At 52.5% G+C, this 21,665-nt stretch carries 16 protein-coding genes; 5 read left to right on the forward strand and 11 right to left on the reverse strand.

The features are described 5' to 3' along the window. Both HRU79_03460 and HRU79_03465 read left to right on the forward strand, forming a co-directional pair. Complete coding sequence (locus tag HRU79_03460; GenBank protein ID QOJ25756.1) at positions 1-816, forward strand: hypothetical protein; 816 nt, start codon at positions 1-3, stop codon at positions 814-816. 45 nt (positions 817-861) lie between these two features. Beyond that, the gene (locus tag HRU79_03465) at positions 862-2,445 is read left to right on the forward strand and encodes a peptide chain release factor 3 (protein QOJ25757.1); all 1,584 of its coding nucleotides are present in this window, start codon (positions 862-864) and stop codon (positions 2,443-2,445) included. A 106-nt stretch (positions 2,446-2,551) separates the two neighbouring features. Here HRU79_03465 and HRU79_03470 read toward each other — a convergent pair whose 3' ends face one another. From HRU79_03470 to HRU79_03520, 11 genes are all read right to left on the reverse strand, one after another. Further along, positions 2,552-3,769 (reverse strand): beta-lactamase family protein, encoded by a 1,218-nt coding sequence (locus HRU79_03470; protein ID QOJ27256.1) that lies wholly within the window; start codon positions 3,767-3,769, stop codon positions 2,552-2,554. 96 nt (positions 3,770-3,865) lie between these two features. After that, a complete protein-coding gene (locus HRU79_03475) occupies positions 3,866-4,669 on the reverse strand; it encodes a DUF1835 domain-containing protein (GenBank protein QOJ25758.1) in 804 nt (267 codons plus the stop codon). A gap of 103 nt (positions 4,670-4,772) precedes the next feature. Next, a complete protein-coding gene (locus HRU79_03480) occupies positions 4,773-5,642 on the reverse strand; it encodes a pirin family protein (GenBank protein ID QOJ25759.1) in 870 nt (289 codons plus the stop codon). 52 nt (positions 5,643-5,694) lie between these two features. Continuing rightward, entirely contained in the window at positions 5,695-6,228 is a 534-nt protein-coding gene (locus HRU79_03485; GenBank protein ID QOJ25760.1) for a YceI family protein, read from the reverse strand. A gap of 832 nt (positions 6,229-7,060) precedes the next feature. Then, on the reverse strand, positions 7,061-9,433 hold the full coding sequence (locus HRU79_03490) for a hypothetical protein (protein QOJ25761.1): 2,373 nt from the start codon (positions 9,431-9,433) through the stop codon (positions 7,061-7,063). Between the two features lie 52 nt (positions 9,434-9,485). Further along, positions 9,486-10,235: a hypothetical protein gene (locus HRU79_03495; GenBank protein QOJ25762.1), complete on the reverse strand. Its 750-nt coding sequence runs from the start codon at positions 10,233-10,235 to the stop codon at positions 9,486-9,488. A 199-nt stretch (positions 10,236-10,434) separates the two neighbouring features. Further along, positions 10,435-11,097: a deoxyribose-phosphate aldolase gene (deoC, locus tag HRU79_03500; protein ID QOJ25763.1), complete on the reverse strand. Its 663-nt coding sequence runs from the start codon at positions 11,095-11,097 to the stop codon at positions 10,435-10,437. Beyond that, positions 11,084-12,697 carry a BamA/TamA family outer membrane protein gene (locus HRU79_03505; protein ID QOJ25764.1) on the reverse strand — a complete coding sequence of 538 codons (1,614 nt, stop codon included), beginning with the start codon at positions 12,695-12,697 and terminating at the stop codon, positions 11,084-11,086. Before HRU79_03505 ends, deoC begins: the two co-directional genes overlap by 14 nt. A gap of 26 nt (positions 12,698-12,723) precedes the next feature. Then, a complete protein-coding gene (ptsP, locus tag HRU79_03510) occupies positions 12,724-14,481 on the reverse strand; it encodes a phosphoenolpyruvate--protein phosphotransferase (protein QOJ25765.1) in 1,758 nt (585 codons plus the stop codon). Beyond that, complete coding sequence (locus HRU79_03515) at positions 14,478-14,744, reverse strand: HPr family phosphocarrier protein (GenBank protein QOJ25766.1); 267 nt, start codon at positions 14,742-14,744, stop codon at positions 14,478-14,480. Before HRU79_03515 ends, ptsP begins: the two co-directional genes overlap by 4 nt. Positions 14,745-14,750: 6 nt before the next feature. Then, on the reverse strand, positions 14,751-15,698 hold the full coding sequence (locus tag HRU79_03520; GenBank protein ID QOJ25767.1) for a threonylcarbamoyl-AMP synthase: 948 nt from the start codon (positions 15,696-15,698) through the stop codon (positions 14,751-14,753). A gap of 95 nt (positions 15,699-15,793) precedes the next feature. On the opposite strand from HRU79_03520, the gene glgP reads away from it, so the two are divergent. The 3 genes from glgP (at position 15,794) to ffh (ending at position 21,663) form a co-directional block, all read left to right on the forward strand. Beyond that, positions 15,794-18,361 (forward strand): alpha-glucan family phosphorylase, encoded by a 2,568-nt coding sequence (glgP, locus tag HRU79_03525; protein ID QOJ25768.1) that lies wholly within the window; start codon positions 15,794-15,796, stop codon positions 18,359-18,361. Between the two features lie 90 nt (positions 18,362-18,451). After that, complete coding sequence (locus HRU79_03530) at positions 18,452-20,236, forward strand: DUF4397 domain-containing protein (GenBank protein QOJ25769.1); 1,785 nt, start codon at positions 18,452-18,454, stop codon at positions 20,234-20,236. Positions 20,237-20,325: 89 nt separating this feature from the next. Beyond that, positions 20,326-21,663 (forward strand): signal recognition particle protein, encoded by a 1,338-nt coding sequence (ffh, locus tag HRU79_03535; GenBank protein ID QOJ25770.1) that lies wholly within the window; start codon positions 20,326-20,328, stop codon positions 21,661-21,663. Positions 21,664-21,665: the final 2 nt, after the last annotated feature.

A 21,665-nucleotide genomic window follows, 5' to 3' on the forward strand; every position in this document is an offset into this window, starting at 1 on the left:
ATGAATAAACGTATTATCAAATTGTGTCTTCTGTTCTGTTGCCTTGGTATTCTGGTAGGAGGGACTGTCCGAGCCGAGACCATCTCGCAGTACGGATCTTCCGATACCGTTAGAAAATTCAGTGTTGGATTACTTGGCGGCTACAGTCTTGACATGAACCTTGCCGACAATCTTACACTGCCCGGCGTCCCCTCCTGCTGCGGCGGCTACAACGGTGGCGTCGGCGGAGGGATGGTAGGGGGCTTAGGGTTTGAGTTACCCGTTAGCAACGCTCTCGACATCATGGCACGGCTTACCTTTCATAGCTCCGGCGTTACCCAAACCTCACTGGAGCCGGTTACCGTACGGGATGCGAACGCCACCCGGACCGGCAACATCACGCATACGCTGACGACGTCGGTCACGCTGATCACTTTGGAACCCATCATCGGTTATAACCTATCACCATCCCTGGTACTGCTTGGCGGGCTTCGTTTGGGGACGCTGATGGGTGGAACGTACGACCAGAAGGAAGAACTCGACCCTGCGCTGGCGTACAGCTACACCAATGGCACGGGAGTCCGTAACGCAGCCACCGGCGACCTTCCCAACCCCTCATCATTCCAGATGGGTTTGCTGCTGGGAGCGCGGTACAACCTGCCGTTGAACACCACGCGGACATTTGTGCTCACACCCGAGGTGCAGTTTGTACCAATGTTTACCGGCTTTATTGGCGGTGAGTCATGGAGTGCATCGTCGGTGAGGCTCGTGATTGGCCTGAATTATTCCTTCATCTCGATAAAGAAGGAAGCAACCCCGCTGTTACCTAACAAGTAGAGGGCGAACGGTCCTGCCAACGGCTTTCCCGTAGCTTTGTACGATATGTCAGACGCACGAACCGAAATTCAGAAACGCAGAACCGTTGCCATCATCAGTCACCCCGACGCCGGCAAAACCACGCTCACCGAAAAGTTGCTGTTGTATTCCGGTGCCATTCACGAGGCCGGCGCCGTTACCGGCGGCAAGCATTCCACGACCACGTCCGACTGGATGGGTATTGAACAGCAACGCGGTATCAGCGTAAGCTCGAGTGCCATGAGGGTGCATTATAACGGCCTGATCCTGAACATCCTTGACACACCCGGACACCAGGATTTCTCGGAGGATACGTACCGGACACTGATGGCCGTTGATGCGGCTATCATGCTTCTGGATGTAGGGCGCGGTGTTCAGGAGCAGACGATAAAACTGTTCAGGGTGTGCCGTGATCGCAAAATCCCGATAATAACGTTCATGAATAAACTGGACAGGCCGTCACGCGACCCATTGGAGCTGCTGGACGAGGTAGAGCAGGTTCTTGGTATTGCGGCAATTCCCCGCACCTGGCCTGTTGGTACGGGATCGGATTTCCGGGGGATTTACGACCGCGAACAAAACCAGTTTTACGAGTTTGAACGGACTGCCGGCGGCCGAACGAAGGCGCCTGTTCATATTGCCGACATTGCCGGGCCGGCACTTCGTACATCGATCGGCGAGACTCAGCATGATAAACTTCTTGCCGAACTGGAATTCGTTAACCATGTGATCCCACCGTTCGCCACCACTGATTTTCTGCACGAAGTATGTACGCCTGTGTACTGGGGAAGTGCTTTAACCACGTTTGGTGTTGAGCACTTCCTGAATGAAGTGCTTACCCTTGCGCCCCGCCCTCAGCCTTGTTCTATGGTTACCGACAAGGGTGAAACCGTAGTGGTGACACCGGAATCGGAAGAATTCACCGGTTTCGTGTACAAGGTTCAGGCAAATATGAACAAGGCTCACCGCGACAGAATTTCGTTCTGTAGAATCGTCAGTGGCACCTTCACCCGTGGGCTTACAGCTCTGCATCCTCGCTCAGGCAAAACAACAAAGCTGAACTACCCGTTCGAGATTTTCGGAAGGGATCGCGCTATCGTGGATGAAGCGTTCCCGGGCGACGTAATTGGCCTCACCAATCCTGGCCTGTTCCAGGTTGGCGACGTGCTGACTGAACGCTCCAAGCTCTTCCTGCCACAGTTTCCACGATTTGCACCTGAGATTTTTGCCCGCGTGTGGCCAAAAACCGGATCGTATTCCAAGAGTTTTCGTAAAGGAATTGAACAACTGCGTGAAGAAGGTGTGATTCAGATTTTTACCGATGCAGCCGGTGGGCCAACCCCATACGTTGGCGTTGTTGGTACGCTGCAACTGGAATTGTTTTCGTGGCGGATGGAAAATGAGTACAACGAGCAGGTTCGTTTAGAGCAGCAGCCATTTACCCGCACCCGATGGATAGCCGGCAGTGTGCGTCCAGCCAATGCAGTTCCTCTTGTTCTTGATGAGCAGAACCGGCCAGTTGCATTATTTAAAAATGACTGGGAAATTCAGTACACTCTGGAACGGACACCCGGCCTGGAGCTGCTGGATAAGCCTCTGGCAGTAGAGTAGTTGCACCAAGCGCATCAGTCCGCGGAAGGCAAACAGCAGTATGCCCAAGCCCCCTACCATCGAAAGAATGTACAAAACATTACAAATCAGACCGGGAAATTGCAAATTATCGTACAAGCATATACACTGTGGGAACTCGCGTTGCACCGGTAACGTTTGACACCGAAATCGCAGCATTACTGAGGCTTTCAGGAACGCTGTCAGGTCCCTCGAAGCACCCCACGGTTCTGCCCAGCACGTTAACAACAACAACGCGGGTACCGGCAGGAACGGTACGCTGGCCTACCAGAAAATCGTAACGGTGTCCGGATTCATCAGCTTGTACGGCGGTACTGCTGCACATTACCAGACGCAGCGTACTCCACAGATTGTTGACAAAAACCAGCGAATTTTCGGATTCGGCATCGCCGGCATTGTTCCCCATCCGAACCACCACCATGTTCATTGACGGAATAACGCTGACAACCTGGTTGTTGGTTCCAAGACCGCTCACCATATCGGCAGGTGCATTTGGTACGGCACTTCCCTTAAACACAAACTGTGTCCGTGGCACCATGAAGCTTTCCTTGCCATTAAGCCACCACAAATAACCATAACTTTTGTTAAGGGGCTGTGACGTATTCAGCATCGAGCGGATGTAGTTGGAATCACTAAAAACCGTCTGACCGTTCCACGTAAAGTTGGCAAGTGTCAGCAGTCCGAACCGTGCCATGGACCGGGCAGTGCTGTACATCACGTTGTTATACCCGCTATTAATAAAGAGCCCATCCATTCCGGTTTTTGACTTCAGCCTCTCGTTAAGAATGGTGTTGACTTTTTGATCAGACGCTGCCTCGATGACCTTGTGCAGCATGGTATAGGCAGCATTGTGATAAGCCCACCGGGTTCCGGGCTCCGCCTTGTAGGTAAGGCATGACGGCAGCGTACAGTCCACATCTTCAACGTCATCGTCTAATCCGGTCGTCATCGTCAGTTGGTGCCACAGCGTAATGTTCTGTTCTTGTTCGGCCGGTAAACTCGTCCACCCGCTGCCAAGATAATCCGATGTTGGCCGAGTGATATCAAGCGTCCCGTCCTGGTTCAGCATTCCCACAAGAACAGCCGTAATTGTTTTTGCAGCGCTGGCCCAGTACCAGTTCTTGTTCACCGAGAAGTCCGTCCCATACCATTCAATGGCAATACGTCCGTTCTTCAGCACAATGAATGCCTTACTGTTGGTAGCTTCAAGGAAGGAGTAGAGTGTATCGGTATGTTCCGGGCACCACCCGAGCTCCGAAAAACTGACTGTCTCCCACAGTGTATCGGTGGTGGGAGGGAAATACAACTGCTGTGCTTGTGAGTAAGCAGGCGTTAGCACCATTGCACATCCGGTCACCAGTAAAAGAAGCAGGGCCATCGATTTATTAAATTACGCTAATACTCACGCATCAGCCACTGTCTGGTTTGAATACTTAACAATGTTATCTACCGTTTGTAGGGCCGGTGTTCGCTGCACCAGGTCATGCACTCTGGATACGAAGAGCATCTCTGTCCAAAAGGCAGCATATCCGTTTTCGGCATTGAGAATTTGCAGCAGCACATCAATTCGCAGTTCATTATACTTGTGGACCACCTCGATAACATGCCGGTCAAAAGCACTCAGCCCATCGTCTGCCGGCTGCAGCAGCTCCCACTGCCGGGCTGCCCTGTGTAGTACGCCATGGTCAGCATACGTAGCCTGCTGATGGCGGCTGCCACAAACGTATTCCCAAAAGCTCACGTACATATTGGCAAGTGTGGGTGTAACAGCCCGGGGCGACTGCGAGAACAGGTGCAGTTCAGAATCGGTGTAGTACGAGAATGGTTTTTCGGCTGATGCATACCGGACGTCCAGCCGGTGTAGCCGACCTGACCGTTGAAGCAGAGTGATTACCTGCGCCATGCAGAGCTGATCTGACAGATCGTGTTCCAGCCAGAGCACAACTTCCTTCCAGTACGGACTCAGCAGGAGAAGGTCACGATTGTTCATTGATCTGAAAACCTTTTCGGCATCTCCCCAGCCGCGCGAACTGATAAATGTGGCACGGTTGCGGTTAAACGCCTGTCGTCCAGACTCCTGAACATTGGCATAGTCGGAAAGGTGCCCCTCGTACAGCGCTTCTTTCCATGATAGAATCTTCCCGTCCAGGTCAATGTTGAACAACCGTCCGGCTAAGATGTCGCCCCCTGTTATATGCAACGTCATCCCGTCCACCTGATTTGTGTATGCGTAACATAACACACGGAACACAAAAAACGAAATGGAAAGTGAAGAACCGGAGAAAAACCGGGAGACGGTATTCTACCTGTTATCCGTAGATGCTTCCGAACTTCCCGCCTGCAAGATCCCTGAAGGCATCGTGCAGTTCTTCTTCAGTGTTCATAACAAACGGTCCATAGGTGGCAATCGGCTCGCCATGGGGTTTGCCGGCAACCAATAAAATCCGGGCATCTGAGTGAGCTTCAACCGTGATGTTACTGTCGGGCATATCCTGTTCCGGCGGGTTAAACAATACCAGACGTTTCTCATCAACAGACTGGTCGCCCACGGTTAGTGTACCTCCCAGCACATACAGCAGCGTTGTATCCAGTGGAGGCAATTCCAGGGTACCTTTAGCCCCTTCCGTGATACGTCCCATGACTGCAACAATGGGTGACTGTGTAACGGCGGGCCCGGTGGTGTTCATGTATGTTCCGGCAACCACGCGCATTGCTGCCTTCCCATCCAGGGCAGTCACAACCGGCAGTAAGTCACGATGCAGTTCCTGGTAGGCAGGGTCCATCAGCTTCTTGTTTGCCGGGAGGTTCACCCACAGCTGAATTAGTTCAAGCGTACCGTTCTGCGACGCCATTTCGGCCGTTGGTCCTTCTTCATGCATAATTCCCCGGCCACTGGTAATCCACTGCACCTCATCGTCGCCGATTACCCCTTCGTTACCCAGCGAATCGCGGTGCAGCACGCTTCCCTTGTACACAAACGTCACCGGTTCAAAGCCCCGGTGTGGATGCTCTTCAACCTTGTGAACTTCAGAGCCCGGCTCAAACGTTTGCGGTCCGGCATGGTGCAGCAGGATAAACGGATCTGCATCACGAAGGGCATGAACAGGAAGGGGCTGAGCTACGCGCAGTGGTCCAACCGATGTAGTAAGTCCGCTCGTAACAATCTTTATTGTCCGCATACCAAAGCCCCTTTCAATATTCTGATTTTATTATTTTTTATTTTCGTTGTTATTATGCTTGTGTTTGTTGCAGCAACTGTATGTTCAGTGCCAGGCGGACGGTATCGCTAACAACAATTCCGCCTGCTTCGGTTAAACCGTTCCAGTTCAGACCAAAGTCTTTACGGTTCAGGCTACCCGTAGCTTCGAAGCCTGCCTTGGTTTGTCCGTACGGGTCAACAATAGTACCGCCAAACTCAACAGCCAGCTCTACAGGTTTTGTGGTTCCGCGAATGGTTAGGTCGCCGGCGAGTTTGTACGTATCGTCACCGGTCTTGGTAAACGATGTGGATACGAACGACATTGTAGGGTGGTTTTCGGCATCGAAGAAGTCAGCGCTCTTCAGATGGTTATCGCGTGATTCTACCCCGGTGTTAATGGAGGAGATTTGAGCTGTAAACTGTACAGACGCATCGTCGAAGGTGGTACCATTGCTCTTTACCTCACCGCTAAAATCTGCAAAATGACCTGAAACGGTGTTAATCATGAGGTGCTTTATCTTAAAGTCAACATTACTGTGCGCCTTGTCAATTGTCCATTGTGTCATGTTTTACCCCAATAAGAAAAGTGGATGAAATGTATGTGTAACAACAACGATACAAATATACGTGTTGCAACACACATTTCCAAATTTCCTCCAATTTCCCACACCTTCCCGCATCCTTGGCGTTCGCAGATGCTACACTCCATAGGGGTGCGCGGTGCTACCCCCTGCCCCCTCCCCTGATCCCTGCGGGCTTTATTGGGGGGGGTAGCAGGCTCACAAATTGTTGGATATGCTGCGTGTTGGAGTGCACGCTGTGCGTCTGGTTTGTGTTGTTGTTCCGCGGGACGACCACGTGGGGTTGCCCCACAGAGTTTCATACCCACATTACGGTTTAACACAACCCATCTACACATCCAAACCACGACACAAAATCCCGAGCAGACAGACTACGGCCCTTCGGGCCCCACCCCCTCCTCCTCCACCATCGTGCATCACCACCTACCACTACAGCTCGACCGGTCGGCTGCGTTGCGCAGCCTACGTAAAGAACCTTAGGAATTCCGGAGCAATTGCTGTTGAGGTACAGTGGAGGAACGATAGGGAAATGTGACACCCTAAATCGGTTCCTATGGATTTATCGTTTTTTATGTTGTTTCGTGGGGGCGACCACATGGGATTGGCCCTACGGTTTCATATGATTTACGGTTGGTTCCAAACGTGCAGGCGACCACATGGGGTCGCCCCTACGGTTTCGTTTTTTATGTTGTTTCGTGGGGGCAACCACGCGGGGCTGCCCTGCAACATCGTATCCATATTCTCCAGGGCCAGTGGGCTACGAAGTACGGTGGTCAAGAATAACCACAGTGAACGTTCACTCCACACAAGATTCTTTCTATGGCATTATCATGACCCGGGTGACAACATGCTCACTGTTCGTGACCTCTACTAGGTAATACACGCCGGAGGCCACGAACGGTACCCGAAACTCTGTGTTGGTATCTCCGTTGCGCGCAGCCACGGCTACAGCTTCGCCGTTCGCAGTGTATAATGTTGCGTTAATTGTAGATAGATGTAGATCCATCGGCTGACTGTGGCGAAGTACGACGCCACGCACCTCGTATACCGGAAGCGGACGTTCGGTGACCGACGTATTGGTACCATCAAGCCGAAGCCAGTACATTGCGTTAGAATACCCGATAAACCAACTTACTGAATCCATCCGGATGATTGCACTTATTGTGCCCAAAGCGGGGATTCCTTCAGAACATCGTGGGATGGTGCGCCATTGTGTCTCCAACTTGGAACGCATTCTCAAGGCCCCACCAGGTGTATAAAGAAGGTTATCATCTGCTGCAACAAAGATATATAGATCTCTCGTGATGGTCCATGGATCCGTTAGATCAATTTCTGGCCAAACGTTTTCTTCAGTTACAGTTTCGGTTTCCAAATCATAGGTTGCTACACGTAGCTCACCTGAGTTTAGATAGATATAGCGTTTGGTTACGGCCCAAATACCCATTTGGTAAAATGGTTTTAGGTTCTCGAATGAAAACGGGATGGATCGTATGTTCCAGGTCGTTAGTGGTAACGAATTTGAAATGATCCAGGAATGTATCACCTTACCGCTGGTGTCAACCTCCCAAACAGGTACGTACAGTGAATCGTTGTATACCAACGGGGTGTTAATTGAAAATCGCTGTGCCAGTTTTGGGAGTTCAATTCGAGTACAGGTTCCGTCCGGTTGCAGGTCAAACAACATTCCCTTCTGTATCTCCTGTCCAACCGTATCATTATTCCGGCAAAACATCACAAGCTGTCGCCCCTGCTCGTCACCCACCGCCGATTCCATTAGGCGTGGGAGCGACGGAGAAAACGTAAACGTCGCGCCTCCGTCGGTGGACATTGCTACACGGTCCGGTATTCCTTTGTTCTCCCGCAGTCCCGCACACAGATAAATCCTGTCGGTTGCCACGTGCCACCACTTGATTCGCTGGGGTGTGACCAGCTCGCCAGTGGTGGTCCAGGACAAGCCCCGGTCAGTGCTGTTTTGAATGACAGTTAAACGGTGACCTTCACCATACACGTCCGGGTCAGCGTCCGTGAATATAAGCCTGTGTAGTTGATTGTTCTGCCACTGATATGCGCCTGCAACGGCTTCACTCCCGCTTTTCTGCAAATTGCTCGTTTTTTCAGTAAACATTAAATTTTGTTGGAAAAACATGGTATCAACACTCGGAGTCAGGTCGGGTGCAAGCCATGAAATTCTGACCGAGCCAGGTTCATCCCAGCCCGGTTCTACAACATACACTGAGCCATTCGGTCTGGGCAGGATGGCACCGGCAATCTGAAACCGTACAGGAAGCTCTATCGGGGTTTCCGGCAGCTCATACTGTTTCCAGTATTTACCGGAATTGGTTGACACGTAGATGCCATAGCGCGGCAGCAACCCTAATCTCGTTGGCATACTCCCGACAGCCATCAGTTTGTTGTGGTAATAAATGATGCTATTGATTGGGTCATACTTCACGCCCGGTATTCCCTCCTCGGTATAATACATCCAGCTTAGTACGGTTCGATGAGCCATTGTCCGTCCGTTGTCATCCGACGTCCACAACCGCGTGGCAGTCCCACCGAACACCAGCGTTGTATCATCCACCCGGCAGATTGCAGTAATACGGTTGGCAGTGTCAGACTGCAGAGTCTCCCAGTTGGTGCCGCCGTCCTGACTTTGAACGATTACACCCTTCGTGCCTGCAACAGTGATTACCGGGCCGTTGACATCAAGACAGGTAAACTGTCTGTCCTGCCGCTGCAGAGCAATGTTCAGCTTCCCTGTCAGCTCATCGTAAATAAACACATCCCCACTGTACGAAATCCCATAAACCGTGCCACCAATAGCCTGCAAATCCGATATCCATGCACCAACATTGCCTACTTCGTCCCAAGTCTCACCTCTATTACCTGATGCCAATATCGCGCCATTGTCGGTCCCAAGATACCAGTTCCCGTTAGCTGAAGTAAACGAGGTCAGAGCACGGCATTGTAACACAGATTGCTTCACAAAGGTGCGCTCTTCCACATTCCAACAAATTAGCGTACCACTGCCGGCTACAATAATGTACTCATTGTCCGATATTGGTTTGGTTTGATGCCAAAAGCCGGTTAGGCCGTAATCATTCAGGCGTTCCAGAACTTGTGCCGACGCCACAGTTGTAACTGCAACAGCGCAGATGCAAAACACGGCACACGCGCATAGCTGTTTCATACGGATACCTTTCAGGGTTTCATATTAGTCAATTGGAATACGTTATCGTTAGTTACCACCACTGATTACACCAGATAACATTGCAGTTCGGGTCAATGGGATACGTCCAGCAGCTGATGGGATCGGAGATAAATTCACCTGCCAACACGATCACTTCTCCAGCTTCGCCTTTACACACGTTCACCAGTCTCATGCAGCAGCCCGCCTCCTTACAGATCTCCATCACCACCTGTACATTTGTGGCTCCTAATGGTTTTTGAGCCTCGTACCACGACCATGGCTTGGTTGGATCGTATTCAATCCCAACATACCCCGGATCCGATGAAACCGATACAAAATTCGTTGAGTACGTCCAGTACACCATTGCCTTCCTACACGGTGACGCAACGCCGGAACGATACGTTCTAACGTTTGGACATGTAGGAATTTGCTTTGGAGGTACTTTCGTTTCCGATTCTATAGCCAGCAGTTTATTAAATTCCCGCTGTATTGCATCAATCAAGTTCCCATAGGAATAGCTCTGGAAGAGCTGTTCTCTTGTCATACATCCCGGAGGACTAAAATCATCCATCCACCAAAGATCCCCAAGCTCAAAATCATCACAACGCTTACTACCGAACACCTTCACCTTGACGCTGCACGGTGGCATCGCCGAAACCGGTACATAGAACTCCTTGCTATATCCATAAAACAAAGGATCGGTACAATTGGGGTCAGGGTATGGCGGGGGCCAGGCACAAAATGGATTAACTGGTGGCCCCTGATCCTCGGCCACTGCTTCAACATGTAGAGCAGGTATCATAACCAGCATTAGAATGATTCGGACCGCTACCTTCGACCACTTCCGGAATACATGACTCTCAGAGAGAGAGAGAGAGAGAGAGTTCATCACACGTCCTTCCCAATAATGGACAAACTGATTTGAACCATTATACGACATTATTTCCTGTTTTCCAAGTGCCAGCCATGCCTTTCAAGCAATGCATGCCAATCCCCCATCGCTACTGCCGTTTTGCTGTTACGATTGCAATTCCGGACGAAGTGCCAAGCCGGCTTGCACCGGCACGGATCATTGCACGGGCGGTATCGGCATCTCTGATTCCACCCGAGGCTTTCACAAGAACGTCGGGTGCGACGTGTTGCTTCAGCAATTCAACGTCGGCAATGGTAGCACCCCCGGCAGAAAAGCCGGTACTGGTTTTAATGTAGTCAGCCCCTGCCCTGCTGACAATCTCGCACATCCGCAGTTTCTCGTCATGCGAGAGCAAACAGGCTTCAATGATAACTTTTACGATTTTCCCTTCGGAGTGGACAGCATTTGTGACCTCGCTTATGTCGGTAAACACCTCGTCGAAACGTCCGCTTTTTAACGACGTGACCGATGCAACAACGTCAATTTCGGTTGCGCCATGCTGTATGGCGGTCACTGATTCAAACACCTTAACGGATGTGGCCGACGCACCAAGCGGGAATCCGACAACCGTACATACACGGGAAAACAGCGATGCGGCATGCTCAACCCATCGTGGAAGAATACAGACAGAAGCAAAATTGTACTGCGTGGCTTCGGCACACAGTTGCTCAACGTGTTTAATTGTGCTGTCAGGCTTTAATACCGTATGATCAATAAAGTCAGCAATATTTGCTATGTTATCGCTCGTCATTTACGCTTCCGTACAATTGTGGTGTGGAGAATATCAAAGTACCAAAGGCACTGAACAGCTGATTTGTGGTAAAGATCAGTCCGCCGAACCGATGTTCATCAAGGTTATATGCAAGATCGAACCGGAAGATGGCATCGTTACCGGAGGCCTTCAGGTTGTGAAGGCGAACTCCGATGCCTACTGAATTGTGGAATCGTGCCGAGGTCAGCGGCGTACCCTGGTTCCATACAGTACCGGCATCGTAAAATGCAACACCGCTTATACCGGCAATCCATACCGTCCACTGCGGGAACCACCGAAGCTCAACGTTTGAAATCATGCGGTTGTCACCGGCAAAAGCATTGGCAGAATATCCTCGCAGACCGCTTTCAAAATCAAGGACTAACTGCCTGTAAGCATTCCAGTTCCAGGATGCCTGAGCAAGCACCCGTGCTGTGAGCACAAGATTGTCAGAGGCACGCCAGTGACCAATACCCTGCACACCCACAAATGTGTACAGAGCCCGGGAGCCCGCAACTTGTCCTTCCGGGACCCTGCCAAAGCCTGAGCCCCCTTGCACCAAACCGTCGGCATACAATGACGGCATTACATACAGACTTTTACGAGCTTCTCCGCCAATGTACCACATGGTTTGCCCGCCATTTCCAAGTGAGAACACCCGACCAAGGGTGACGTTGCCCCAGCCCCCTTCAGCAACATCTTCGGTTTCGTATCCATTTAGAAAATGGTTTCTCGAGTACAACGCCGAGAGTGATGAAAAACTCACGAGCAGACTGCCTGTGTTGTCGAATGCCTGCCTGATACCGGGACTGTTGCGGCTGGCGTTGTTCAGGGTAAGCGCACCAGTTACAAAAAGCAGGTCGTCAGTACCGTACGATTGTGATATCCACGCCGAGGCGGTGTTCTCCGAAAACGGAAGCTGCCGGAAACCAACGGTATCGGCATAACTGAACAGTGCGCCAAAGCTCCGTGCAACCTGTACGCCTCCTGCCCACGGAGTTTGTGTAGTCCGATACGCCTTTGCAATCGTCAGCATCTGATCCGTACGTACGGCGTTTGCCTGAACAAGAGCCTCCAGGGCAAATTCCGATCTGAACAGTCTCCGCTGGGCAACATGTACCATGCCTTCCCAGCCGATATCGTTCTCGGTACGATGCAATGCCTGAGCCGTACACTGAGTGCCCGTGCCAAGAAGATTCTCTTCGGTAAGCTTGGCACCCAGGTTCGAGATACCACCACCGGTTCCAACAAGCAGAGCGGGCAGGAGCGACCACCGGTCGCGGGTTTCGATGATGATGTCAACAGAGTCCGGATCGTCACTCCCTGCCCCGATGGTTTGCACGTTCACGCTGCTAAACAAGCCGGTGCGACGCAGATTACGCTCGGTTTCAAGAAGCAGGATGCTGTCAGCTTCGTCACCTTCAAACAGCAGCAACTCATCCTCGATAAGGTAGGTTCTGGTAACGGAGTGAAGCGCATTGGCAAGAGGAGCGCCAAAAAACCAGTCGCGCTGCGTACTGTCAAACACGTTATGACGGTTTATAAAAATATTGCGTATTGTTTGTGCCCGGATTCCCACTGCCGACAGCAGCAGCATCACAGCGCACCATACACGCGCGCGTTTGGTCACACAAACTCGTCCTTTCCGTACTTGGCATTAACGGTATTCAGGAGCTCGTACACATCGGCGGCCGACGTGCACTGCATAAGGTGCGAGACCAGCTCAGTGCAGGCCTCATAGTTGAGCGAAAGAATACGGTGTTTAATTTCCAAGAGCTGCTGCGGGGCAACACTCAGCTCACGCAGGCCAAGTCCGATGAGCAAACCGGTAGCAAAGCCGTGACCGGCCAGCTCGCCGCAAACACTGACGCTTTTACCGTACGTATTGGCAGCTTGAACGGTGCGCTGAATTAGTCGGAGTACTGCGGGATGCAGGGGTTCGAACAGTTCAGCCACAAGGTCGTTGGTACGGTCGGTGGCCAGCGTGTACTGGGCCAGGTCATTCGTTCCAATGCTGATAAAGTCGGCACGCTGTGCAAGAGTATCTGCAAGGATAGCGGCAGCAGGGGTTTCAATCATAACACCAACCGGCATGTGCTTGTCAAACTCCACGCCCTCGGCAGTAAGCCGGTCTTTGCAGACAGCAATTTTCTGAAGTGCAGCATCGATCTCTTCCACACCCGAAACCATAGGGAGCATCAGGCGGACATTGCGGTGCACCGAGGCGCGCAGGATGGCGCAGATCTGACTCTCGAAGATGTCCGGACGATAGAGCAGGAAGCGGATACCGCGCAGGCCCAGGGCCGGATTGTCTTCACGGTGCGGAATGCCCTCTCTGAACTTATCACCTCCAACATCGAACACTCTAAAGGTAACAGGCTTGGGGAAGGCGCGCTGAGCGATGTTCCGGTACCACTCTGCCTGCTCGAAGGTAGTGGGATACCTGCCAAGCTTCATCAGCAGGTACTCGGTACGCACCAAACCGATGCCCTCTGCGCCGGCCATCATGGCAGAATCTACCTGCTCCGGCTCGTCGATATTGGCATTCAGGGTGATTTCACGGTCGTCGGTGGTAACGGTTTTTACGTTCGACAGTGTTTCAAGCTTCAGCCTGTACTCTTCTGCCCGTTCTAACTTTTTTTGATAATGTTCCAGGAGCTCCGCATCGGGATCTACAACCACGGTTCCGGAATACCCGTCGATTACAATCGTATCATTATTTCTGATCTTGTCGCTCGCCCCTTTTATCCCGATCACGGCGGGGTACTTCATGTCGCGCGCAAGAATACACACGTGCGAGTTAATGCCACCAACCTCGGTCACGTACCCGATGGTTCCGGTTGACTTAAACTGGAGCATCTCCTGGGGCGTGATATGCGGTGCGATGACGATGCTGTTGATGCCGGCCGATACCCTAAGGGTTCTGTTCCGGAGGGCTGCAATCAGTCGTTCCTTCACCATGTCAAGGTCAAGCACCCGCGAACGCAGATACGGGTCAGTGGCCTTGTACAGCATCGTCCTGTGCACGTCGAACTCGCGTGCAACCGATACTTCGGCGCTGACTGACTGCGAGATCTGGTTACGGATTGATTCATGCATCATCTGTTCATTTACAATTTGCATGAACGTATCAACAATGGTTACGGCCGTTGGCCCCTCGGCTTCGGCAAGCTTCCGCGCATGATGCAGCTCCATAACCACGGTTTCAACCGCCGTATGGAAGCGCAGTAATTCTTCGGCAACATTGATCTGCTCGTTCGTGGCATTCGTAGTACCCGTGTGCACCGGTACCTGGGCGGCAAGCACAAAGGCATGCCCGATAGCCACCCCCGGCGATGCGGGGATACCCTGGAGTACGAGAGATGTGGTACCGTTTCTGCTCATCCTTCACCGAAACCCGACTCAAACAACTGAGTTACAGCCTGCAGTGCCTCGGCTTCGTCGGCGCCGCTTGCGGTTAAACCTAATGTACTCCCCTGCTCGGCTGCCAACGTCATCACGCCAATGATACTCTTGGCGTTAATCGAAAATCCATTGCGCTCCAGATAAATATCACTCTGGAACTGTGAGGCAAGCTTTACCAACATTGCAGCCGGACGCGTGTGCAAACCTGCCCTGTTCCTGATTGTAATCTGCGCTTCTACCATGTACGTTTAGTCCCTGCTGTGTTGTTGAGATGCACGGTGCAATCTGTCCATTAATGCTTCATTAGTGAGAACTTCACCACTGCAAAGTACAAGAATTTTTTCCACTCCCACAGCATCGGCGCGCCGAAATTCTGAATACAGCGTGGCAGCGTCCAGCACACGCCACCTGCATTCGGTCCGCGGCCGGAGTTCGGAAAGCACAACAACATTGGGTCGGTTTTCCAGCGCTTGTTCAAGCTCGTCGGCATCGGTGAAGAGCTCTACGGCAGCATACGGCGCATAGTGACGGAAGCGTGTACCGGGTGATCGCACAACATCGGTACCCGTTAACGGAGTGGTTACCACCGGTAATGGCACCACACGCTGCAGCTGAGCCCTGACGATGGCTCCCGGTCGCAGGATGTGAACTGCACCACCGGTTACGCGCACCACCGTACTCTCCAGACCAATCCTGCACGAACCACCGTCAATCACCGGGATCCGTCCATCGTAATCACTCAAAACATGTTGTGCCGTTGTCGGACTCGGTGTCCCCGACGGGTTGGCGCTTGGTGCTACCAGCGGTTTGCCAACTCCGGTGATGATCTGCAGTGCCATTGTATGCGCCGGACACCGCATGGCTACTGTGTTCAGTCCGGCAGTCACTGCCGGTGGAAGCTGTGCTGCCACGTCCACCACAACCGTCAGCGGTCCCGGCCAGAAATGCCGCACCAGCATCTGGCTAACCTCATCGAGTCTGCCTATCTGCGCTGCCATCGCCCCATCGGCCACATGAACGATGAGAGGGTTTGCTGCCGGCCGTTTTTTCACCGTAAAAATCCGACTGCATGCCGGTGCCGATTCTGCCAGGGCTGCAAGCCCGTACACCGTTTCGGTTGGTATCGCCACAACATGCTCTGCACGTAACAACTCGATACCGGTTTGAACATCGATTAAGCCCCCTGCCTGTTCCATTTCTGCCTCCAGAAGGGTTCTACAAATAGCTGCGGGTTCTCCCCAATGCATCAAGTTAGTACATGCGGGCAAACCAACAAGCATAGTTTTGCATTATGATACCTACCACAACATTTGTTGTTGCCCCCACAATGCCCGCCCCACTTGTCCCGCTTAAGGAGCTGGCATACAATTACTGGTGGTGCTGGCACAAAGAAGCTGTTGACTTATTCCGACGCATGAACCCGTCGCTATGGGAAGAAACACACCATAACCCGGTAGCAATGCTTTCACGTCTCACCCATGACCGGCTGGTCCAGCTGTCGCAGCGACCCGACTTTGTTTCTGACCTTCAGAACGTGTACCGTGAGTTCCGTACCTATATGGATGAGGCAGGATGGTACGCCTCGGTTCGCCCACACAGCGCATCCTACATTGCCTACTTCTGCGCCGAGTTTGGCATCCACGAAAGTTTTTCAAGTTATTCAGGAGGCTTGGGCGTGCTTGCCGGCGACCACCTGAAGAGCGCCAGCGATCTGGGCCTGCCACTTGTGGCCGTGGGCCTGCTGTACCAGGAGGGGTATTTCCGACAGTACCTTACCCAAAACGGATGGCAGCAGGAACAGTATGTAGAACAGGATTTTCACGACCTTGCCATTCACAGGGTCATGCTGGCCAATGGCTCGCCCATGCTTGTAAGCGTTAACCTGCCCGAGGGAACCGCACACGCCCAAATCTGGCGGATGAGCGTTGGCAGAATTCCGTTGTACCTGCTCGATACCAACATCCCTGAGAATCCTACCGAAGAACTCCGCAGTATTTCTGACCGCTTGTATGGCGGCGACAGTGAAACCCGCATCAAGCAGGAGATCCTGCTCGGGATTGGCGGTATGCGTGCGTTGCAGGCTCTGGGTATCGAGCCCGCAGCCGTCCATCTTAACGAAGGACATGCTGCCTTTGCTACCCTGGAACGCAGCCGGATTTTTATGACGCAACTCGGCCTGGACTTCCGCCAGGCATGGCAGGTAACCGCTGCCTCCACCGTGTTTACTACCCATACGCCTGTTCCTGCCGGCAACGAAGTGTTTACACACGACCTTCTGGAGGAACACTTTGCTACTTATGCCAAGGGGCTTGGGCTTACCTGGGATGAGTTTATGGCCCTGGGTGCCACCGGCACGCCGGATAATACCGTGGGCTTTTCAATGACAATCCTTGGCATCAGGGGCAGCTCCGCACGCAACGGCGTCAGCAAACTTCACGGCGAAGTGGCCCGCCAGATGTGGCGCTCGGTGTGGTCGGATTTCGAACTCAACGAAATTCCCATCGGGTCGGTTACCAACGGTGTCCATATCGAAACCTGGGTTGCCCCCGAGATTGCCGACCTGTACGATCGCTACCTGGGTCCGCAGTGGCGCTCCGAACCCGATAACCGGCAACTGTGGGAGAACGTCCACAATATCCCGTCAATCGAGCTGTGGCGCGCTCATCAACGGCGCCGCGACAGGCTGGTTATCGGTGCCCGCGAACACATCCTGAGCAAACACAGTACCTCGCTTACCCAAAGCCAGATCGCCCATATCCATAACTTCCTGGATCCCGATGTACTCACTATTGGCTTTGCACGACGGTTTGCAACGTATAAACGGGCAGATCTGCTGATGTGGGACGTTGAGCGGCTGGCACGTATCGTTAACAATGCCGATCGCCCTGTTCAGTTCATCCTTGCCGGAAAGGCACACCCGCGCGACAACGCAGGCAAGGAACTTATTCAAACTGTTCACTCCAAGATTGCAGAACACGGACTTGCCGGACGAATTGTCTTTCTGGAAGACTACAACATGGATGTTGCCAGACTCATGGTTCGCGGTTGCGATATCTGGCTGAACACTCCCCGGAAACCCTACGAGGCATCCGGCACAAGCGGAATGAAGGCTGCCGTTAACGGATGCCTGCACTTCTCGATTCTGGATGGGTGGTGGGCCGAAGCGTACGACGGTGAGAACGGCTTCTGTATCGGACGTGGCGAATCGTTCGAACCCGAAGAACAGGATGCTGCCGATGCCCTCACGCTGTACGATATCCTGGAACACGTAATCATACCCATGCATTATGATATCAGCAACGGCGGCAAGGTCCCCGAACGCTGGGTTGCCATGATGAAACGCAGCATTGCTTCCCTCGCGTGGCAGTTCAGCGCTCATCGGATGGTAAAAGATTATACTGTCGGCTCATATACCGGCGCCATGGATCGGTTTAAGGAGATGACGCAGGATAATGCTGCCGCCGCTCGTAACCTGGTTGCGTTTTTTACCAAGGTGCGCAGCTCATGGAACGAGCTCTCCATTCGGGATGCCACTATCTTTGGTACCAACAACGCCAGCGTTGGTTCAGTTGTCGAGGTACAGGCGGCAGTCAGCCGGGCAGGGATCGAGCCTGAACATTTGCTTGTACAGGCGGTGTACGGACGTGTTAATAGTCGCGGTGTGATTGTCAATCCGTCATATCTGACGCTGACGCCTATAAAAACCGAAAACGGCACAACACACTACTCGGGACTGTTTAACTGCAACAGTAGCGGCGAAATTGGCTGCGCTGTTCGCGTGCTTCCGGCACACCCTGCTGCTGCCAATCCGGCAGATGCCGGTCTGGTTCATTACAGCACAAGCGTTACCAGGGCATAGCCGATACTGAAACTTTTGAGCAAAAAACATATCTTGTCATCTTTCAAAGATTTCGTACCTTATACACTTGTTCACCATCACCGGAATACAATGAAACAGCATTTTTTATTACTAAGCCTGGTTTTATTCATCCTTGGCTGGGTGGGAGTTTCCGCACAAACTGCCACCGTTACCTTCCTTCACAACAGCCCCGACCCTGCAATGGCACAGGTTGATGTGTACATTACCCAGTACGATAACACCGCAAAGGCTGACAATGTAAACTACAAGGACGGTTTAATGTTTACCGACGCAATTATCTTTGGAGGCCTGGAGGTGTTCATTGATGTTGCCCCTGCAAATAGCGGGTCAAAAGATGATGCCGTTGTCCGGTTCTCGTTCACCCCTGAAGCGGATGCGGGATACCAGGTTGAACTGTTCGGAGTGCAGGGAACGGATGGCTGGCTTGCCAACCCGGACGGAGAGCCAATCAATCTGCGAGTTAAGCAGCAGATTGTGCCTAACCCTGAACCGGTGGTTGGCGAAGTTGGCCTGATGTTCTCGCACGGCGTTACCGATATGGAGTCGGTTGACGTGTACCTCCGCGGCGCAGCAGCTCCGGTGTTTACGTCTGTGAAATACGGCGGCACCACGACAGAAACCAAGAACGTCAAACGTCAGCTATACACAATTGATCTGACTGTTGCCGGTAATAAAAACAATGTCCTGGCTTCGTTTGAATGTGACTTCTCGACAATTCCCAGCGATGTGATCTTCCTGACGTCATCAGGCTTTAAAATCCCTAACGATAATAACAAAAGTGAGAATGGCCTGTATCTGCTTGCCACACTCGACAATGGCTCCGTTATCAAATACCCCATGCTTTCCGGTTCGCAGAAGTCCAGGATGCAGTTGATCAATGCTTCGGCAGATCCCGTCCTTGCCATGGTGGATTTGTACGTAAACGGTACGCGTGCCGCCGATAACCTTGCCTATAAAAAGGCCACCGGTTTTATCGATTATGAGGCGGGAACACCTGTTATCATCTCAATCGGATCGGCTACATCAACCAAGGAGAGCGAAGCCTTCTTCCGCGATACCCTCGAGCCGCTGCGCCCGGGCAGAACGTATCAGGTTGTTGTTTGCGGTGTAAGCGATACTGCATCGTTCAGCAATACCGCCAGCGGTGCTCCCGCCGTTCTCCAGTACATTGTAGCCGAGGGTGCTCTTGAAGAATCAACCGATCCTGCTAAGACAGCCGTCCGCACCATACATACAGTCACCGACCTTGGCACAGTGGATGTCCGCAACGCCACGAACACCTATGCCGGGGCGCTTACCTATACAGCGTACTCACCGGAATACATCATGGTAGAGCCGGCCATTGATACCGTGTGGTTGTACAGCACTACCAACGGGACGCCAATTCGTGGATGGATTGCCGATCTGCGGGGTACAAAGCGTGCAGTAACAATGCTGCTCACCGGTTTCTTTGGCCCGGATTCCAACCAGAGCGGTCCGCTCTACAATCTTGTCCTCATCGAGCCCAACGGTACAATCAACGACAAACTGTCGGTTGTTCAGCCGCAAACCGAATGGGTTGCCGAACTGGTGCACGGCTCGGACTGGCAGCTTTCACCCAATCCGGCTTCTGCTACGCTTAATCTTATGATTCCGTTTGGCAACAGTGAGGCTGCTGCCATCGGTACCTCGGCTACCGCACTCTTGTATTCGGCGCACGGCGAGCAGATGCTCTCCACGCCACTCACCGTATCCGGTAGCGGTATCAGCGGCCCCTTGAATGTTGAGAATCTTCCGGCCGGTGCCTACCGTGCCGTAGTTATCGGATCATCAGGCCGCGTAGTCGGCTCTGCCGGGATTTCCGTAATCCACTAACTCATACTCCGAAAGCATACCCGAGTTTCCCCGTTATTCTGCACAGAATAACGGGGAAACTCGTATCTTTGCCGTTCTCTGAAACGCCTATGTTTGAATCACTACAGGAAAAATTAGAGGGAGCGCTAAAGCGTTTCCGCGGACAAAGCCGGCTTACCGAAGAAAATGTGGCCGAGGCTCTGAGTGAAGTGCGTACTGCACTGCTGGATGCCGACGTTGCATTCTCCGTCACCAAGTCATTTATCGAAACGGTAAAGGAGAAGTCACTTGGTATCGAGGTAAAAGGTAATCTGCAGCCCGGACAGCTGATGATCAAGCTCATCCACGATGAGCTTGTGGAGCTGATGGGGTCAAAAAAAGCCGATCTTGCACTTGCGCCCCAGCCCCCTACCATCGTTATGGTTGCAGGATTACAGGGCTCCGGTAAAACTACCTTCTGCGCTAAACTGGCATACTCGCTGAAGAAAAAAGGTAAACAGCCGCTGCTGGTTGCGTGCGACGTGTACCGTCCGGCCGCTGTTGACCAGTTGCGTACACTAGGACAAAGCATCTCTCTGCCGGTGTTCAGCAAGGATGACGCAAAACCACAGGAAATTGCAACCGAGGCTCTGACCTATGCGCGGAAGTATGGGCGCGACGTGGTGATTGTTGACACTGCCGGACGTTTGACAATTGATGATGAGATGATGGCGGAAGTGGCCGATCTGAAGGAGCTGCTCAAGCCACATGAAATTCTGTTTGTGTGTGATGCCATGACGGGTCAGGACGCCGTGACCACCGCCGGCGCGTTTAACGACAGGTTGGACCTTACCGGCGTTGTGCTTACAAAGCTTGACGGCGATACCCGGGGCGGTGCCGCACTCTCTATCCGCCAGGTTCTGGGCAAGCCTATCAAGTTTGTTGGTATCGGCGAAAAAGTGGATGCCTTGGAACTCTTCCATCCCGAGAGAATAGCCTCCCGCATTCTGGGCATGGGCGATGTGCTCTCACTGGTTGAGAAAGCTCAGGCACAAATCGATGAAAAAGAGGCTGAACGCCTGGAAGAAAAGATTCGGAAAAACCAGTTCACCTTCGAAGATTTTCTTGCTCAGATGAAGATGATTAAAAAGATGGGGTCGCTGCGCGACCTGCTGGGAATGATTCCCGGTATGGATAAGCAGCTCCGTAACGTGCAGATCGACGATAAGGCGATGAACCGCGTCGAAGCCGTGATCCTGTCGATGACTCACGAAGAACGCCGGAACCCACGGATACTGAACGGATCGCGCAGACGACGCATTGCCTTGGGCAGCGGCACTACCATCCAGGATGTAAACCGGTTGATTAAACAGTTCGAAGACATGCAAAAAATGATGCGTACCATGGCAAAAGGCGGGAAACCTACAATTGGTGGACAGCCCATACGCCAGCCGGCACGCAAACACTAATT

The sequence above is a fragment of the Ignavibacteria bacterium genome (assembly GCA_015709655.1).
Lineage (GTDB): Bacteria > Bacteroidota > Ignavibacteria > Kapaibacteriales > Kapaibacteriaceae > OLB6.

Coding starts and splice junctions, on each gene's coding strand:
- HRU79_03460 (QOJ25756.1), top strand. CDS start 1: ATGAATAAACGTATTATCAAATTGTGTCTTCTGTTCTGTTGCCTTGGT.
- HRU79_03465 (QOJ25757.1), top strand. CDS start 862: ATGTCAGACGCACGAACCGAAATTCAGAAACGCAGAACCGTTGCCATC.
- HRU79_03475 (QOJ25758.1), bottom strand. CDS start 4,669: ATGACGTTGCATATAACAGGGGGCGACATCTTAGCCGGACGGTTGTTC.
- HRU79_03480 (QOJ25759.1), bottom strand. CDS start 5,642: ATGCGGACAATAAAGATTGTTACGAGCGGACTTACTACATCGGTTGGA.
- HRU79_03485 (QOJ25760.1), bottom strand. CDS start 6,228: ATGACACAATGGACAATTGACAAGGCGCACAGTAATGTTGACTTTAAG.
- HRU79_03490 (QOJ25761.1), bottom strand. CDS start 9,433: ATGAAACAGCTATGCGCGTGTGCCGTGTTTTGCATCTGCGCTGTTGCA.
- HRU79_03495 (QOJ25762.1), bottom strand. CDS start 10,235: ATGATACCTGCTCTACATGTTGAAGCAGTGGCCGAGGATCAGGGGCCA.
- deoC (QOJ25763.1), bottom strand. CDS start 11,097: ATGACGAGCGATAACATAGCAAATATTGCTGACTTTATTGATCATACG.
- ptsP (QOJ25765.1), bottom strand. CDS start 14,481: ATGAGCAGAAACGGTACCACATCTCTCGTACTCCAGGGTATCCCCGCA.
- HRU79_03515 (QOJ25766.1), bottom strand. CDS start 14,744: ATGGTAGAAGCGCAGATTACAATCAGGAACAGGGCAGGTTTGCACACG.
- HRU79_03520 (QOJ25767.1), bottom strand. CDS start 15,698: ATGGAACAGGCAGGGGGCTTAATCGATGTTCAAACCGGTATCGAGTTG.
- glgP (QOJ25768.1), top strand. CDS start 15,794: ATGATACCTACCACAACATTTGTTGTTGCCCCCACAATGCCCGCCCCA.
- HRU79_03530 (QOJ25769.1), top strand. CDS start 18,452: ATGAAACAGCATTTTTTATTACTAAGCCTGGTTTTATTCATCCTTGGC.
- ffh (QOJ25770.1), top strand. CDS start 20,326: ATGTTTGAATCACTACAGGAAAAATTAGAGGGAGCGCTAAAGCGTTTC.